At 56.7% G+C, this 17,343-nt stretch carries 17 protein-coding genes; 6 read left to right on the top strand and 11 right to left on the bottom strand.

Annotation, left to right across the window (positions count from 1 at the left end):
- Positions 1-4: 4 nt before the first annotated feature.
- Positions 5-628: a LysE family translocator gene (locus tag F3I20_RS09095; RefSeq protein WP_150053189.1), complete on the bottom strand. Its 624-nt coding sequence runs from the start codon at positions 626-628 to the stop codon at positions 5-7.
- A gap of 146 nt (positions 629-774) precedes the next feature.
- Here F3I20_RS09095 and F3I20_RS09090 point away from each other — a divergent pair, with 146 nt between their 5' ends.
- A complete protein-coding gene (locus F3I20_RS09090; protein ID WP_150053187.1) occupies positions 775-1,872 on the top strand; it encodes a glycerol dehydrogenase in 1,098 nt (365 codons plus the stop codon).
- Between the two features lie 30 nt (positions 1,873-1,902).
- Here F3I20_RS09090 and F3I20_RS09085 read toward each other — a convergent pair whose 3' ends face one another.
- Positions 1,903-2,751: a hypothetical protein gene (locus tag F3I20_RS09085; RefSeq protein ID WP_190286157.1), complete on the bottom strand. Its 849-nt coding sequence runs from the start codon at positions 2,749-2,751 to the stop codon at positions 1,903-1,905.
- Between the two features lie 451 nt (positions 2,752-3,202).
- Positions 3,203-3,955, bottom strand: a complete 753-nt coding sequence (gene cutC, locus F3I20_RS09075) for a copper homeostasis protein CutC (RefSeq protein WP_150015300.1) — start codon at positions 3,953-3,955, stop codon at positions 3,203-3,205.
- 85 nt (positions 3,956-4,040) lie between these two features.
- On the opposite strand from cutC, the gene F3I20_RS09070 reads away from it, so the two are divergent.
- Positions 4,041-5,186: a MalY/PatB family protein gene (locus tag F3I20_RS09070; protein ID WP_150037468.1), complete on the top strand. Its 1,146-nt coding sequence runs from the start codon at positions 4,041-4,043 to the stop codon at positions 5,184-5,186.
- Here F3I20_RS09070 and F3I20_RS09065 read toward each other — a convergent pair.
- Entirely contained in the window at positions 5,183-5,746 is a 564-nt protein-coding gene (locus tag F3I20_RS09065) for a VOC family protein (RefSeq protein ID WP_150015298.1), read from the bottom strand. The two genes, F3I20_RS09070 and F3I20_RS09065, sit on opposite strands and share 4 nt — an antisense overlap.
- A 311-nt stretch (positions 5,747-6,057) precedes the next feature.
- Between F3I20_RS09065 and F3I20_RS24340 the strand changes: the two genes are divergently transcribed.
- From F3I20_RS24340 to F3I20_RS09050, 4 genes are all read left to right on the top strand, one after another.
- A complete protein-coding gene (locus F3I20_RS24340) occupies positions 6,058-6,180 on the top strand; it encodes a hypothetical protein (RefSeq protein ID WP_009089698.1) in 123 nt (40 codons plus the stop codon).
- A 210-nt stretch (positions 6,181-6,390) separates the two neighbouring features.
- Positions 6,391-8,121: an arginine--tRNA ligase gene (gene argS, locus F3I20_RS09060; protein WP_150037469.1), complete on the top strand. Its 1,731-nt coding sequence runs from the start codon at positions 6,391-6,393 to the stop codon at positions 8,119-8,121.
- An 83-nt stretch (positions 8,122-8,204) separates the two neighbouring features.
- Positions 8,205-9,116 carry a LysR family transcriptional regulator gene (locus F3I20_RS09055; protein ID WP_150037470.1) on the top strand — a complete coding sequence of 304 codons (912 nt, stop codon included), beginning with the start codon at positions 8,205-8,207 and terminating at the stop codon, positions 9,114-9,116.
- 238 nt (positions 9,117-9,354) lie between these two features.
- The gene (locus tag F3I20_RS09050) at positions 9,355-10,353 is read left to right on the top strand and encodes an aldo/keto reductase (protein WP_150015295.1); all 999 of its coding nucleotides are present in this window, start codon (positions 9,355-9,357) and stop codon (positions 10,351-10,353) included.
- A gap of 89 nt (positions 10,354-10,442) precedes the next feature.
- Here the strand turns inward: F3I20_RS09050 and flhE are convergent, their stop codons facing one another.
- The 7 genes from flhE to cheR all read right to left on the bottom strand — a co-directional run bounded on the left by flhE (position 10,443) and on the right by cheR (position 17,268).
- The gene (gene flhE, locus F3I20_RS09045) at positions 10,443-10,835 is read right to left on the bottom strand and encodes a flagellar protein FlhE (RefSeq protein WP_150015294.1); all 393 of its coding nucleotides are present in this window, start codon (positions 10,833-10,835) and stop codon (positions 10,443-10,445) included.
- On the bottom strand, positions 10,835-12,934 hold the full coding sequence (gene flhA, locus F3I20_RS09040) for a flagellar biosynthesis protein FlhA (protein ID WP_150037471.1): 2,100 nt from the start codon (positions 12,932-12,934) through the stop codon (positions 10,835-10,837). Before flhA ends, flhE begins: the two co-directional genes overlap by 1 nt.
- Complete coding sequence (gene flhB / locus F3I20_RS09035) at positions 12,927-14,078, bottom strand: flagellar biosynthesis protein FlhB (RefSeq protein ID WP_150037472.1); 1,152 nt, start codon at positions 14,076-14,078, stop codon at positions 12,927-12,929. Before flhB ends, flhA begins: the two co-directional genes overlap by 8 nt.
- 188 nt (positions 14,079-14,266) lie before the next feature.
- Complete coding sequence (gene cheZ / locus F3I20_RS09030) at positions 14,267-14,908, bottom strand: protein phosphatase CheZ (RefSeq protein WP_013358224.1); 642 nt, start codon at positions 14,906-14,908, stop codon at positions 14,267-14,269.
- A 9-nt stretch (positions 14,909-14,917) separates the two neighbouring features.
- A complete protein-coding gene (cheY, locus tag F3I20_RS09025; RefSeq protein WP_010258559.1) occupies positions 14,918-15,307 on the bottom strand; it encodes a chemotaxis response regulator CheY in 390 nt (129 codons plus the stop codon).
- Between the two features lie 39 nt (positions 15,308-15,346).
- Positions 15,347-16,396, bottom strand: a complete 1,050-nt coding sequence (locus tag F3I20_RS09020; RefSeq protein WP_150015331.1) for a protein-glutamate methylesterase/protein-glutamine glutaminase — start codon at positions 16,394-16,396, stop codon at positions 15,347-15,349.
- Complete coding sequence (gene cheR / locus F3I20_RS09015; protein WP_150015291.1) at positions 16,396-17,268, bottom strand: protein-glutamate O-methyltransferase CheR; 873 nt, start codon at positions 17,266-17,268, stop codon at positions 16,396-16,398. The genes F3I20_RS09020 and cheR overlap by 1 nt, the downstream gene beginning before the upstream one ends.
- Positions 17,269-17,343: the final 75 nt, after the last annotated feature.

Raw genomic sequence — 17,343 nt, 5'->3', positions numbered from 1 at the left:
TGCCCTAGCGGCGAGACAACGCCAGTTTCGCCGCAAATCCAATAAATACGCAACCGGTCAGGCGATCCATCCCCTTCAGCACCGTCGGTTTTCGCAAATATCCGGCGAAATAGTGGCTGCCGCCAATCAGTACCGCATTCCAGAACAGCCCCAGCAGCATGTGTGTCAGTGCCATCAGCGTGCACCAGAGCGCAACCGACGCGCCCGCCGGGATAAACTGCGGCAGAAAAGTGACGTAAAACACGCCAATTTTCGGATTCAGCAGATTTCCCATTAATCCCCGACTGAAGCAAGCCAGATAGCCCTGCGGTTGTGCAGGCTGTTCGGCTGTCTCCACGGATTGCTGACGCGGCTTAAGCAGCAGCTTTATGCCCAGATAGAGCAGCCAGCCGGCACCGATCCACTTCAGCAGGTTATAGGCGATCTCAGAGGCCATCAGTAGCGCGCCCAACCCCAGCCCAACTGCGATGCCCCAGAGCAGACAACCCAGCGTCACGCCAAGGGCTGTCGCCCAGGCACGCTGCCAGCCCTGCGCAATGGCGGTTCGCAGCACGAGCGCGGTATCAAATCCAGGTGTGAGTGTCAGAATGGTTATCGCAAACAGAAATGAAAAGAGCGTGGCGCTCATGATGATTCTCCGTTATCTCTCCCGGCCAGGGGTGTTCAGGCAGCTTAACAGCCCATGACACAGTCATGTGCGGGATCACCTGCCACGCTGAGCGGATTGTGCCAGGCTGGATCGGGTCGAACCATTCATATTAAGGAGATGTGGTTATGAGTAAATTTATATTTTCATCACCCCGTAAATATGTGCAGGGTGCAGGTGTGCTGGATGAGCTGGGAACCTACCTGACTGAACTGGGCGATCAGGCTTTTCTGGTGGCGGATGACGTTGTCTGGAAGCTGATTGGCGAACGCACACAACAGACATTGCAATCCGCCGGGGTGAAATTCAGCTGGCAGCAGTTTAACGGCGAGGCCTCCAGTAATGAGATCACCCGTCTCAGTGCGCTGGCGAAGAGCCAGGGCTGTAACGTGGTTGTCGGGCTGGGCGGCGGCAAAACGCTGGACACCGTTAAGGCGGTGGCGGACGAACTTAAACAGCCGGTGGCGATTGTGCCGACCATTGCCTCCACCGATGCCCCCTGTAGCGCGCTGTCAGTGATCTACTCTGACAACGGCGTATTTGAGAGCTATCGCTTCTACAGCAAAAATCCCGACCTGGTGCTGGTGGATACCGCAGTCTGCGCCAGTGCGCCTGCACGGCTCTTTGCCTCCGGCATTGCCGATGGCCTGGCCACCTGGGTTGAAGCGCAGGCAGTGGCGCGGTCCCATGCTAAATCCATGGTCAGCGGCGATCCGACCCTTGCCGGTCTGGCGATTGCCCGCGCCTGCGAAGAAACACTGCTTAAGTGGGGATACAGCGCCTATATCGCCGTTACCGAAAAACGGGTCACGCCCGCAGTGGAAGCCGTGGTTGAGGCGAACACGCTGCTCTCGGGATTGGGCTTTGAAAACGGCGGGCTGGCAGCCGCCCACGCTATTCATAATGGTTTTACCGCCATTGATGGCGATATCCATCATCTGACCCACGGCGAGAAAGTCGCCTATGGCACACTGGCGCAGATGGTGCTTGAGAAGCGGCCGGATGAGGAAATTGCGCGCTACATCCGTTTCTATCGCTCTATCAACATGCCGACCACACTGCGTGAAATGCATCTGGAAAATGAAAGCTGGGAGAATCTGGTGAAAGTGGGCGCACTGGCGAACAGTGAGGGTGATACGCTGAAAAACCTTAACCCTCATTTGTCACCGGAAGATATCGCCAACGCCCTGCTGGCGCTGGATGCTTTTAGTCAGACGGTGAAATAAACCGCCAACAGGCGATCATTCGATCGCCTGTTACTCTTCTGCCGCAGGCTGATCCCAGTACTCATATTTGTAGGCGGAACTGAGATGGCGCTCGATGGTGCCACGCGTGAAGATTTCGGTTTCATGCAGATAGCTCAGGGTACAGTTGCCGACCTCATCCCAGGACTGACACTCATCGACCGACCGGATGGTGCTCAGCGGTGTGGTCGCCGTGCCGTTAAGCCGCACTTCACGCCACTGGGGGTCGTAGGTGTATTCGTCAGTTCTCCGGGCGGAGGTGGTGCGCGTCACCAGGCCCTTTGGATTCCAGTGGTAGTGGAACTCGCCGTTAGTCAGCGGATCGCTGCCACGTGCCACACTCTTCTCCAGTCGTAGCTGGCGATCGTAGCGATAGGTGGTGTCGGTAAAGCCGGTTTTACCCATGCTGGTAAATCTGTCGGAGGCGCTGGTAATATTGCCATGCTGGCCTTTCTGCCAGTTAATCGTTCCCTGCCGGTTATCAACAACGACTTCTTTGCCCTCTTTCAGCACTTTGACCAGATACGCATATTCCGCCACCCAGCCGCCCTGTACCCTGGCAATGTGTTGCTCCATGCTGAGGATCACGTTGCGTTCACTTTTGTCGTAGCTGACGTCAGCTACCGTGAGATCGCCACAGGCGTCAAACTGACCCAGCACCCGCTTTTGCGAATTCACATCTTTGCCAAATTCACCTGCAATCACCTGCTTCACTGCGCCTTTCGCATTGCCGCCCAGCAAAATCAGGTTGTTGCTGTTGGCCACGGCGGCGTTGTCAGCGCGGCATGCACTGGCCACAGCGTTGCCGCTGCACAGCATGGACAGCAAAAGGATGAGAGCGGCACTCTGATTGCGATTCATAGGGTCAGTTCCGGGCAACGTTGCTGTAAGTGTAAACCCTGCCGTGAAAAACAGCGGCAAGCGGTGACGAATTGAAGCTGCCGCCCGGGGTTATGCCTGAAGCGGTGCGGTGATGTAAGCGTAACGGATAGCCCGGCGGTTTGCGTGGGTCTCAGCAGTAAAAGTCCTGGATGGCAGTGAAAAATTCATTCGAACGACGGCTGCTCATGCCTGTCATGCCGGTTTACCAGGCTGACCGGCTGCGGGGGATAAACTGAAGTCCGATATGATCGTCTGTTCAAGCGAGGTAAGCGAAGGTGAGATGATGAGCAACCTGGCACTAAATGCGGCAGAGAACCGGGGCGAGCAGCAGATTTTACACAAAAAGAACCCCAGCAAGCTGTACTGGGGTTTGGTACTTGCAAACACCACGTCAATGATCGGCGTGCTGCGCGGCAAAATCTGTTGTGGTTCAGGCAACCCGAACGGTGCTCATCTGCATCACGCTTTTCATCGCCTCAACCACATCGCCGTCGACACAATAGCGGCTGAACTCGTCGGTTTCGGCTTCAGAACACATGGAGACGCCCGCTTTGCGGTAACGCATCGGTGACGCCATCAGGCGGCTGGCCGAGCTGTGGACTTCATCAATCCCCATGTCGAGAAACTTTTGCAGGTTGCTGAGACGCACGCCCGCACCCGCCATAATAATAGGACCGGTACTGGTCTCATTTAGTTCCCGAAGTAATGCAATTCCGTTTTCAGCGCTCTGCTGCTGACCGGATGTCAGAATGCGCGCCACCCCCAAATCCGTTAACGCTTCCAGTGCGCGCTTAGGGCTGTGACAGAGATCGAAGGCGCGATGGAAGGTCACCGCCAGACCGTCACACAGCGCCATAATCTGTCGCATCTGCCCCTCATGAATATGGGCGTCCTCATCCAGCATCCCAATCACCAGACCGGGAAATCCAAGTTCACGGATTAACGCCACATCCGATTTCATCGCCTCAAATTCACGTGCGGTATAACAAAAATCGCCACCCCGTGGCCGGACAATAGGATGAACCGGAATCGAAACCTCGCGCCGGGCGGCGTTCAGCATCCCCGCCGACGGCGTCAGGCCGCCTTCACGCGGTGCAGCACAAAGTTCAACCCGATCAGCGCCCGCCTGTTGTGCGGTCACGGCGCAATCCACGCCATAGCAGCAAATTTCCAGTGTGGTCATTCTCTTCTCCTTTACATGACTCTGGTTCAAGGCAGATTCATCAGTTAGTCTGGCTGCTGGAATGAGTTTACCGGGAAAGTTAACTATGACATTCAATTTCGACCAACGGATAGACCGTCGTCACAGCGATAGCCTTAAATGGAACAAATATGCGGACCAGGACATTCTGCCGTTGTGGGTGGCAGATACGGATTTCCGATCGCCTGACTGTGTCATCGACGCAATTCAGACCCGCGCCGCGCATGGGATTTTTGGTTATGGCGATACGCCGGTTGAATTTATCGACAGTGCGATAGCGTGGCTCGCCTCACGCTATCAGTGGCACGTTAATCCGGAGTGGATTGTAGTTTTGCCTGGCGTGGTCTGTGGACTGAATCTCGCCGTGCGTGCGTTTACCGCACCGGACGAGCTGACGATTGCCCCCACGCCCATCTATCCGCCGTTTCGCGGTTCGGCAAAACTGGCAGAACGGGGTCAGCTCAGTTTGCCGCTGACGCTGCAACAGGGGCGCTGGGTAGTGGATATGGATGCGGCTGAAGATCAGCTCACCGGCAAAGAGCGGCTGTTAATGCTGTGTAATCCGCAGAACCCGGGCGGTACCGTTTATCGCCGCGACGAACTGCAGGCACAGCTGGAATTTGCGCAGAAGCACAATCTGATCGTCTGTTCCGACGAGATCCACAGCGATCTGCTGCTGGAACCGGGCGCTGAACACATTCCGTTTGCGTCGCTGAGTGAAGATGCCGCGCAGCGCAGTGTGACACTGATGTCACCCTCCAAGAGCTTTAACATTGCCGGCCTGGGTGCGTCCATCGCCATTATCCCCAATGCCGAACTGCGCGCGCGCTTTAACCGGATGCGACGCGGGATTGTGCCGGATGTGGATATTCTTGCGCTGATCGCTGCTGCAGCAGCATGGCGCGAAGGTGAACCCTGGCTGCAGGCGCAGAATATCTACCTGCGCAGTAATCGTGACTGGCTGGTATCACAGGTCAATAAAATGAGCGGCTTGTCCGTCGCCACGCCGGAGGCGACCTATCTGGCCTGGATCGACGCCAGTGCGCTGGGTGTGGCCAGCCCTGCTCTCTATTTTGAGAAGCACGGACTGGGTTTATCGGCCGGACGTGAGTTTGGTAATGACCAGTTTGTCCGGCTCAATTTCGGCTGCACCCGTGCACTGCTGGATGAGGCCGTTGCGCGCCTGAAGCGCGCAGTAGCCGCCCGTATCTAGTTCTGCTCGCTGGCGACAATCTCTTCCAGTCGCCATGGGTGAAACTTGATTGTCGTCTGCCCATCCGTTACCGCCAGGGTCGGATTGGGCAGACGCTCATTCTCGCCCTGCGGTGAGCTGGTTTTAAATGAAATACCCGGCTGCGTCAGCGCGTCATCGGAAAGCAATGCCATCGCGCGCATGCCCAGCGTCTGATGATCGCCGCGCAACACCACCTCAATATGCTCCCAGCCTTCATGACGATAGCGCTTTTCACCCGGCCACGGCAGCTCAACCACATCAATCTGCCTGCCCGCCACGAACAGCGGATCATCTAGTTTAAACAGGCAAATCTGCCGTCCGTTAATCATCGCTGCTGAAAATTCAGTCCCAATCTGCCGCAGGCCTTGCTGCCAGCGCATCGCCGTCGTGTCCTGATGACAACGCAGCGAAATATGGTCAACTTCCAGATCGTTAAGACGCAAACCCAGTCTCTGCGCAAAACTTTGCAACGATTCTTCAAAGCGTCCCAAATCTGTCTTTAAATCATCCAATTCTGGCGGAAAAGATCGCTCAGTCACCGGGATTCCTCTCTATTTGTTAAGCATTTATAATTAGTCTGGTTTATTGTGCGCCGCGTGTCCCGCGTCACAAAATGGTAAGATTCATCTTATTTGGACCGGAATTTAACGCAAAACCGTATAATAACATCTTTCATTTCAGATTTATCTCCTGTTTAGGACCATGAGTTCCTTGATGAAAGTAGCTTAATTAATTGATTTAAAACACCTTCTTTAATACAATAAGATAACTCTCATTTGAACGACAAACAATTGCAGCCTCCCCCACCTTCCTATAAATTTGACCTAACACAACCAAAAGGAATGGCTCTATGTCTATGCTCATCGTTGTCGCTGTCCTGATCGCACTGATGGGGTTTGCAATCTCCCGCCATTGGAAGGTGCGTGAAGATAAAAGCGTAAAGAACCCACGCCGTCATCTGCGACGTCGTTAACGCCTACGGGAAACATCTTCTTCAGCTCTGTTTCCCCGCTTCATCCAACTACTGACGCCCATCCACATTTCACGTATACTTTTCCCCTCATTTTTTTCCGTTTTGTCTGCCCCATCCGTTTCTGCCTATTCGTTACGCGATGCGCTCAGGCAAGATGATGACAGCCCGGCTTTTTGTTCCGGGCGTTGTTCAGCACATGAAGGTAACTCGGTGAATATTCAGGCACTTCTTTCCGCAAAAGTCAGTCAGGCAATGGTTTTAGCCGGCGCACCCGCCGATTGCGAACCGCAGGTTCGTCAGTCTGCCCGGGTTCAGTTTGGAGACTATCAGGCCAACGGCATTATGGCTGTGGCAAAAAAGCTGGGGCAGGCACCGCGACAATTAGCGGAAGCGGTTATTCAGCACCTCGACCTGACCGGCATCGCCAGCAAAGTGGAAATTGCCGGACCGGGCTTCATCAATATCTTCCTCGACCACAACTGGCTGGCAAAGCATGCCCGCGAAGCACTGAGTCTGCCGCGTCTGGGTGTGCAGCTGGCCGAACCCCAGACCATTGTGGTCGACTACTCTGCGCCCAACGTTGCGAAAGAGATGCACGTAGGTCACATCCGCTCCACCATCATTGGTGACGCGGCGGTGCGTACGCTGGAGTTTCTCGGACACAAGGTGATCCGTGCGAACCACGTTGGCGACTGGGGTACGCAGTTCGGCATGCTGATTGCGTTCCTGGAAAAACAGCAGAATGAAAACCACGCTGAGATGGCGCTGGCCGATCTCGAAGGCTTCTACCGTGAAGCCAAGCGCACCTATGATGAAGATCCTGTGTTTGCCGAGCGTGCGCGCGGTTACGTAGTGAAATTACAGGGTGGCGATGCGTACTGTCGCCAGATGTGGAAGAAGCTGGTCGACATCACCATGAGTCAGAACCAGAAAATCTACGACCGCATGAACGTGACGCTGACGCGCAACGACGTAATGGGTGAAAGCCTCTATAACGATATGCTGCCTGGCATTGTTGCCGACCTGAAACAGAAAGGTCTGGCTGTGGAAAGCGAAGGCGCGACCGTGGTGTTCCTGGATGAATTCCAGAACAAAGAAGGTGAGCCGATGGGCGTCATCATCCAGAAAAAGGATGGCGGCTACCTCTACACCACGACTGATATCGCCTGTGCGAAATACCGTTACGAAACGCTGAAAGCCGATCGTGTGCTCTACTACATCGACTCCCGTCAGCATCAGCATCTTGTTCAGGCCTGGACCATCGTGCGTAAAGCGGGATATGTGCCGGAATCTGTGCCGCTGGAGCACCATGCGTTTGGCATGATGCTTGGCAAAGATGGCCGTCCGTTTAAAACCCGCAGCGGCGGCACCATCAAGCTCTCCGATCTGCTGGATGAAGCCTGGCAGCGTGCCTACACGCTGGTGCGTGAGAAGAATCCGGAGATGAGCGAAGCGGAAGTCAAAGCGCTGGCGGAAGTGATGGGCATCAGCGCGGTGAAATACGCTGACCTGTCAAAAAGCCGCACCACCGACTACATCTTCGACTGGGACAATATGCTGGCCTTCGAGGGTAACACGGCACCTTACATGCAGTACGCCTATACCCGCGTACTCTCGGTATTCCGCAAGGCGGGCATTGATGCCGATTCGCTGGATGCAGAGATTGTCATCAGCGAAGAGCGCGAAGCACAGCTGGCAACCCGCCTGCTGCAGTTCGAAGAGGTTATCATGCAGGTGGCTCGCGATGGCACACCACACGTGATGTGTGCTTATCTCTATGATCTGGCCGGTCTGTTCTCCGGATTCTACGAGCACTGTCCGATTCTCAGCGCAGAATCAGAAGCGACGCGTCTGAGCCGACTGCAGCTGGCGGCGCTGACCGCGAAGACGCTGAAGCTGGGTCTGGATACGCTCGGTATTGACACCGTGGAGCGCATGTAATCGCCGGGACGGAGAGGGTCTTCCCTCTCCGTCGCTAGCTGCTCCTGCCTTATTCCCCCTTCTCTGAGTGGCAGAACGACCTCATGTCTGTAGCAGCGCATCTCATCAGCAATCACCTTCCTGCGGTCAGGCAGTTGCAATGCTTTCTGGCTGTCGCGCATGAGCTTAACTTTCGCCGGGCGGCCGAACGGCTCAGAATGACGCAGCCTCCCCTGACCCGCCAGATTCAGAATCTGGAAGATCTGCTGGGGCAGCCCCTCTTCAGCCGGACGCCCCACGAGGTAACGCTCACCGAATCCGGGCAGGCTCTGGTTGCTAAAGCGGAAGCGATCCTCATCGCCCTCGAAGCCTTAACCCAGCGTGCGGACCCTGTTGTCTCGCGCCTGCGTATCGGCGTAACCCGAACGCTGAACTTTGAAGCTATCACGCCGCTTAACCAGCAGCTCGTTGCACTTCGTGCCAGTGAAGAGATGGAGATGCCCAGCCTGACCTCTGCGCAGCTGCTGCAGAACCTGGCCCGTAACACGCTCGATTTAATCCTCACCGGAGAAAAAGGCGCGGAGGCTGATGAGGCCGTCCACTACACCTGGGTTTACCGCGAGCCGCTGCTGGTCGTCCTGCCCGCATCTCATCCTGCCGCACGGGCGGAACAGGTTTCGCCTGAGGCCGTTGCTGACCTGCCCATGTTCTGGTTCGCGCGCAGTGCCAATCCGCTGTTCTACGACAAATGTGAGCGCTACTTCGCTACGCTCTGCGTGACGCTGAAACGGCAGCGGGAGCCGGAAGATTCACTGCTGATGCTGTCGCATATCGCCAGAGGCAAGGGTTTCGCCCTGATGCCCCGGTCAAAATGTACCTTCAACCAGGCCGGACTCTGCTACCGGCCGCTGAGCGAACGAGCGGCCCGGCACTTAGCCATTGATGTGTATGCGGCTATCCGTGCCGATGAAAAAAACGAGGCGATACTCGCGGCGCTGGAAAAATTATCCCCTTAAAAGTAAGGCATTCCGGTACAAAAAGCCGCACTTCATCGGCGAAGCTATATTTACGCCCCCTCAAAACGAAGCGTTAATTTCCCATTCCCGCGCTTTTCCGTTGTGCAATTAATCGCCTCCGTCGCCGCTTCTCCGGTTATTTATTCACCTGCCTGATACCTTTCTGGCATTGCCGGAATAGCAATTCATGGCTGTCGGTATGAGTGAAACAATAGCGACTCATTCGCGAGGAGAGACAATGAAAACACGCACGTTATCTCAGGGGCTGGACGTCAGCGCAATCGGTTATGGCGCAATGGGGCTGAGCGAATTTTATGGTCAGACCGACGACCGCCACTCCCTGCAGCTGCTTAACCAGTTACGCGAAACCGGCATCAACTTTATCGATACCGCCGATCTTTATGGCCGTGGCCACAACGAGCAGTTGATCGGTCAGTTTCTCGCCGGGCTAAGCCAGGCCGACCGGCAGACATTTACCATCGCCACCAAATGTGGCATCGCCCGGCCAGCCGATGAGGCCTATGCCCGCACCATTAATAATGAGCCGGACTACATTATCCGCAGCTGCCACGCGTCGCTGAAACGGCTGGGCGTTGAGCGCATCGACCTGTTCTATCTGCATCGTATCAGTCCGGCGACACCGATTGAGGAGAGCATGGCGTGCCTCAGCAGTCTGGTGCAACAGGGCAAGATTGCACGGATCGGATTGTGCGAAGCCTCTGCCGCCACGCTGAAGCGGGCGCATGCCGTGCATCCCCTGGCGGCATTACAGACGGAATATTCACTCTGGACGCGGGACATTGAGGCGGCGATCCTGCCGATGGTGAAACAGCTCGGCATCGGACTGGTGCCCTACTCGCCGCTGGGCAGAGGTTTTCTCACCGGTAAATACCGTAACAACAGCGATTTTACTGAAGGCGACTTTCGCAAAAAGAATGACCGCTTCCAGCAACAAAATCTCGACCACAATCTCAACCTTCTTAACGCGATCGCGCCGCTGGCTGAGAAATATAACGCCACTACCGGGCAGATTGCGCTGGCATGGTTGCTGGCACAGTATGACAAAATTGTCCCGATTCCGGGCACCAGACAGATCGCTTATCTCACTGAGAATGCGCACGCCGCAGATATCAGGCTGGAAGAGGACGACGTAGGGTTACTGAATACGATTCATCAGCAGATTGAGGTCAAAGGCGGCCGCTATTCTGAGGAGGGAATGAAGGGAGTTAACGCCTGAAGACATATTGCGCACTTGCGCACCGTGCTGCGGAAAGGAGCCAGAAACAGAATTCTGGCTCCCCTTCACTCAATTCAGCAGCAAGACGCTTACTGGTAATTGACCATCACTTCGCTGCTTACCACCCGTAATCCCGGTGGCAACGCTCCGCTGCCGGCAAAACCAAAGACCATATGCAGGGTTTCACCGGCGTTGAGATGTGCCAGCCCGCGTGTGGTGCCGCTGGCACCCTCCAGCGTGGTGCAGCGCTGTTCGCCGCACAGCCGCACTTCCAGGCCCGACGGCGCAGGTCTGCTCAGCTCATAACGCCAGTTAATGATGCTGACCTCCCCGCCGACATCGGCGGGTGGCGTCAGCGGCTGCGCCCGTTGCCAGCTGCCACGATTCGCCAGCAGCGGTCCGTTGGCCGTGGCGCTCCAGGCACCACCGGCCGCCTGAGCCACCATCGGCAGCATGAAGAGCACCAACAGCAGCCCGCGCATTATTTGCCTCCGATGGTAGCAGTCATACGGATCTGGCGGTTGTCGCTCAGCTCCAGATTCGAGAGTACGACCAGCTGCGGCAGATTACGGCGCAGGAACCGCGCCAGCAGCGCTCGCAGCGGATGATTGACCAGCAGCACCGGTGGCGCACCCAGCATCTCCTGACGCTGCAATGCCGCCTGTGCCTGGCTTAACAGCCGATCGGCCAGCCCCGGCTCCAGGCCGCCACCGCCCTGCAACGCCTGTAACAGCAGGCGCTCAAGCGTGGAATCCAGCCCGATAACCTGCACTTCATCATTGCCCGGGAACCACTGCTGCGTAATCGCGCGACCCAGCGCCACACGTACCACGCTGGTCAGCTCCTGTGGATCGCTCTGTACCGGCGCATGTTCCGCCAGCGTTTCGATAATGGTGCGCATATCGCGAATCGAGACCCGCTCCACCAGCAGGTTCTGCAGTACCTTATGCAGCGTGGTCAGTGAGATCACCCCCGGTACCAGATCTTCGGTCAGCTTTGGCATCTCCTGCGTCACGCGATCCAGCAGCTGCTGCGCTTCCTGACGGCCAAACAGCTCGCTGGCGAACTGGCCGATCAGATGGTTGAGGTGCGTTGCCACCACGGTACTGGCTTCTACTACGGTAAAGCCCTGAATCTGCGCCTGCTCTTTCAACGCGCTGTCGATCCAGACCGCCGCCAGGCCAAAGGCCGGATCGACCGTTGCTTCTCCCGGCAGACTGCCGGCAGCCGTGCCCGGGTTAATCGCCATCCAGCGGCCAGGATAGGCATCACCACTGCCAATCTCCACCCCTTTCATCAGGATGCGATAGCGCGCAGGAGGCAACTCCATGTTGTCACGGATATGTACCACTGGCGGCAGGAAACCCACATCCTGCGCAACTTTCTTACGGATACTGCGGATACGACCCAGCAGCTCGCCGTTTTGCTGATGATCGACCATCGGAATCAGGCGATAGCCCACTTCCATGCCCAGCGTATCTTCCAGCTGTACATCAGTCCAGGAGGCTTCGGTCGCGGCGGGCGTGTCTGCTGCCGCTTTGTTGCTGATGCTGCCAGCAACGTCCACTTTCTTCTTCGGCTGCATTTCGCGTCCGCGCAGCCACCAGGCCAGACCCAGCAAGGCGGCGGTGAACAGCAGGAAGACGAAGTTAGGCATACCAGGCACCAGCCCCAGTAGGCCAATCACCCCGGCGCTGAGCATCAGCACGCGGGGATCCTTGAAGAGCTGGGTAACCATCTGCTCGCCGACATCCTGATCGGTGGCGACGCGCGTCACGATAACACCCGCTGCGGTAGAGATAACCAGCGCCGGGATCTGAGCAACCAGACCATCACCGATGGTCAGCAGCGTATAGGTCTCTGCGGCATGCCCGACATCCATACCATGCTGCACCACACCCACCAGCAGGCCGCCGATGACGTTGATCACCATGATCATGATACCGGCGACAGCATCACCACGAACGAACTTACTGGCACCATCCATCGAACCGTAGAAGTCCGCTTCCTGGGTCACTTCAGCACGGCGGCGTTTAGCTTCATCTTCACCGATCAGACCGGCGTTGAGGTCGGCATCGATCGCCATCTGCTTACCAGGCATCCCGTCCAGTACAAAGCGCGCGCCCACTTCGGCGATACGACCTGCACCCTTGGTGATAACCATGAAGTTAATGATGACCAGGATGATAAACACCACGATACCGATGGCGAAGTTACCGCCCACCAGGAAGTGACCGAAGGCTTCAACGACCTGCCCTGCCGCGGCGGCACCGGTGTGCCCCTCCATCAGGATGATACGGGTTGAGGCCACGTTCAGTGCCAGACGCAGCAACGTAGAGAAGAGAAGAACGGTTGGGAACGCCGCAAACTCCAGGGTCCGCTGGGTGAACATCGACACCAGCAGGATCATGATCGACAGCGCAATATTAAAGGTGAACAGCAGATCGAGGATGAACGGCGGTAATGGCAGAACCATCATCGACAGGATCAGCAGGATCAGCACTGGCCCGGCCAGCACCTGCCACTGCATATCTTTAAAGTTGCCCGGTAAACGTAGTTTTGCGGCCAGGTTATTAGCCATCGTTTTTGCTCTCTCCTGCAAAGTCCATCTCTGCCGGAACCGGCAGGATTTTTGGTTTGGTTGGGATCAGGCCACCTTCGCGCTTCCAGCGGCGCGACTGCCAGACCCACGCCAGTACCTCGGCCACGGCAGCATAGAGCGCGCCGGGGATGTGCTGACCAATTTCGGTATGTCGGTATAGCGCACGCGCCAGCGGCGGTGCTTCCAGAACCGGGATGCGATGTTCGGCAGCCAGTTCACGAATTCTCAGGGCGATTTCGCCTGCGCCCTTAGCCACAACCTTCGGCGCGCTCATCTTCTTCTCGTTGTACTGCAGTGCCACCGAATAGTGCGTCGGGTTAGTGACGATGACATCGGCTTTTGGCACATCGGCCATCATTCGGCGGCGCGCGGCGGCGCGCATCTGCTGCCGGATGCGCCCTTTAACGTGCGGGTCACCTTCCTGCTGCTTATGCTCGTCACGGATCTCCTGCATCGACATCTTCAGCTTTTTAACGTGGCTGTAGAGCTGCCAGAAGACGTCATATCCCACCATCGGGATCAGCCCGAGCATGACCAGTGAACAGCAGACCGCGATCATTTGCATGCCGTGAATCAGCGCAGTGACGGGCGATTCGCTGATCAGCCGCAGCATCTCCGGCCAGTGGCTCCAGATGTACCACCAGCCCACTGCGCCGACCAGGATCGTCTTAAGGATGCCTTTAAACAGTTCGGTCCAGGCCTGCGCGGCGAACATCCGCTTGAAACCTGCCATCGGGCTCATCTTCTTCAGGTCGAACTTAATCGATTTACCGCTGAAAACAATACCGCCCAGCAGCATGGGCGCGGCGATGGCCACCAGCACCAGCCCCCCCATTAGCGGCAGCAGCGCCATCAGTGCCTGGGTAATGAGGCTGCCGATATGGCTGACGATAATTTTGTCATCTCTGACCATGCCGTGGTCAAAACGAAGCCCGGTGGCGACCATTGCTGCCAGCCGGTGCGCCATCATGTTGCCGCCCATCCACAGGATCATGATGCCGGCCAGCAGCATCAGCAGTGACGTCAGTTCGCGCGAACGCGGAATCTGGCCCTCTTCACGCGCTTTCTCAAGTCGGTGAGCCGTGGGCGATTCTGTTTTGTCTTCGTCGCTATCTTCAGCCACGACAAACCTCGGTTGGCAGGAATTCTGAGCTTAGAATGCCAAATCTGGCTTAAGTTAAAGCGGAGATAAGATGGGGAAAAAGGGCGTTCTTTGGGGGATGGGTCTGACAATGCGGAACGGGGCCTCCCGAAGGTGACCCAGTTATTTGACGCTGCGAGCCGTTTTGCCCGCCCGCAGGCGGACGAAACCTAGAACCCTAAGCTGTCCAGCAGGTCATCAACCTGATCCTGGTTCGCCACCACGCCTGGTGCATCAGCGTGAATCTGCGGTCCGTTCAACAGGCTGGTGCCTTCCTGACGCTTCTCAGCGCTGACCTCTGGCATGTTTTCCAGCAGCACCATTAACAGCTGGCGCTCGATTTCCTGGATCACATCCATCATGCGCTTGATCACCTGACCGGTCAGGTCCTGGAAATCCTGCGCCATCATGATTTCAAGCAGCTGCTTGTTGGTAAACGCGGTGTGCTCAGGCACGGCGGTGAGGAATTCGCGCGTATCCGTCACCAACTCCCGCGCATCACCCAGTTCAATCGGGTTCTCAAACCACGCATCCCAACGCCCTTTCAGCTGAGTTGCCCCGGCTTCCATCTTATCCTGATGGGGTTGTGCAGCTTCAACACAGTTCAGCGCACGGTCGGCGGCCTGCGCCGTCATCTGCACCACATAATCAAGACGATCGCGGGCATCAGGAATGGCTTCAGCTGCATCGGCAATGGCTTTATCCAGCCCCAGCTCGCGCAGACTGTCGCGCAGCATGCGCGTCAGTGAGCCAATACGTGAAATGATGTCGTGTGCCGCGGCATCCTCAGTTGGTTTCGGAAAGTCGCTCATCACATCTCCTTACATGCCCAGTTTTTCGAAAATTTTGCCCAGCTTCTCTTCCAGGGTTGCCGCAGTGAATGGCTTCACGACATATCCGCTGGCTCCCGCCTGGGCGGCGGCGATAATGTTCTCTTTCTTCGCTTCCGCGGTCACCATCAGCACCGGCAGCGAACTCATCGCCGCATCGGCACGAATGGTCTGCAGCAGCTGCAGGCCATCCATGTTTGGCATGTTCCAGTCGGAAATCACGAAGTCGAAGCCACCCGCTTTCAGTTTGCCGAGGGCATCCACACCATCTTCCGCTTCTTCTACGTTATTGAAGCCCAGCTCTTTCAGCAGGTTACGCACAATACGACGCATCGTATTGAAGTCGTCTACTACCAAAAAGCGCATGTTTTTATCAGCCATATCTACTCCTGAGTTGTCTCGCCCGGCGGGACGGGCCTGTTAAATACGCAATGCCTGTCCGGCGCTAATTTTCGCCAGCATATGCTGGCTGATGTTGCTTAAATCCACGACTTCACTCACGCCGCCTGTGGCGATGGCCTCACGCGGCATGCCAAATACCACACAGCTGGCTTCGTTCTGGGCGATAGTCCAGGCACCTGCCCGATGCATTTCCAGCATCCCGGCGGCACCATCGTTACCCATTCCGGTAAGGATGACCCCTACTGCATTTCGTCCGGCGTACGTTGCCACCGATTTAAACAGCACATCCACTGAGGGTTTGTGCCGGTTAACCGGTGGACCTTCATTCAGTTTCACTACATAGTTGGCACCACTTCGGGCCAGCTCCATGTGCATCGCGCCTGGTGCGATATAAGCGTGCCCCGGCAGAATACGCTCACCGTCTTCGGCCTCTTTCACCGTGATCTGACACAGCTTGTTCAGACGCTCGGCAAAAGAGCGGGTAAAGCCTGGCGGCATATGCTGGGTAATCAGCAGCGCCGGGCTGGTAGCCGGTAACGGCTGCAGCACGTGACGAATCGCCTCGGTGCCGCCGGTAGAGGAGCCAATCGCAATCAGCTTCTCACTACTCAGCAGTGGCCCCGCTTTCAGCGTCGCTGGTACTGGCATCGCTGCACGGTTGTGCAGGCGGGCACGGGCCGCCGCGCGGATTTTGTCGCCAATCATCTGGCTGTAGCCCAGCATGCCTTCGCGGATGCCGAGCTGAGGTTTGGTGACGAAATCCACCGCCCCCAGTTCCAGCGCACGCAGGGTGATTTCGGAGCCTTTCCCGGTCAGCGATGAAACCATCACCACCGGCATTGGCCGTAATCGCATCAGTTTTTCCAGGAAATCGAGGCCATCCATGCGCGGCATTTCCACATCCAGCGTCAGCACCTGCGGATTAAACTGCTTAATCAAATCGCGGGCGACCAGCGGATCGGGTGCCGTAGCGACCATCTCCATATCCGGATGGCTGTTGATGATCTCGGTCATCAACTGCCGCATCAGCGCAGAGTCATCTACGCACATCACGGTGATTTTGCTCATCATCTTTCCTTCGTCAGTCCATAGACGGTTTGTCCACGCAGCCAGAACTCTTTACTGATCTGACTAAAGTTTTCTGAGTGTCCGGCGAACAGGATGCCGCCCGGCTTCAGCAGCGGGACGAACCGACGCAGAATCTTCTCCTGCGTCTCTTTATCGAAATAGATCATCACATTGCGACAGAAAATTGCGTCGAACTGGCCCGGCAGCGCCCAGTCGTTGGCCAGCAGGTTAAGCTGTGCATAGGTGACCATATTGGTCAGCTCGGGACGCGCTCGCACCATTCCGGCGTGTGGACCGGTGCCGCGCAGGAAAAAGCGCTGCATTTGCGCCGGTGACAGCGTACGCAGCTCCTCCTGGCGATAGACACCCGATACCGCTTTTTCCAGCACCTGCGTGTCGATATCGCTGGCATGGACCTGGAACTTACCTGGCCCGGTTCCCAGCGTTTCCGCCAGCGTCATGGCGATGGAATAAGGCTCTTCACCGGTTGACGCCGCGGTACTCCAGACGCTGAAGTTGCCCTGTCGCTTACGTGCATGCTCCGCCAGAATCGGGAAGTGATGCGCTTCGCGGAAGAACGCGGTCAGGTTGGTGGTCAGGGCGTTGATAAACGCCTGCCATTCGGCACTGTTCGGATCGGACTCCAGCAGCGCCAGGTAACGACCGAAATCATCGATATTCAGCGTGCGCAGGCGACGAACCAGACGGTTGTAAACCATCTCACGCTTATGATCGGCCAGTACGATACCGGCACGCTGATAGATCAGCTGGCTGATACGACGAAAATGCGTATCGGAGAGCGGTAAACGCTGCACCATCTGCGACAGCAGCGTTGTCGTCTCACTTTGATCTAAAATTGTCGATTTTTTCATCTCTGCACCTGGCCCGAACTGAATATATTATTTTTCTGCTGCGATGCCCGGCGGCTCAATGGCGGCCGGACCACG

Origin of the sequence: Candidatus Pantoea gossypiicola (genome assembly GCF_008632075.1) — a bacterium.
Taxonomy (GTDB): Bacteria; Pseudomonadota; Gammaproteobacteria; order Enterobacterales; family Enterobacteriaceae; genus Pantoea; species Pantoea gossypiicola.
The sequence above is the reverse complement of the archived record's forward strand: the minus strand, read 5'-3'. Positions and strand labels throughout refer to the sequence as shown.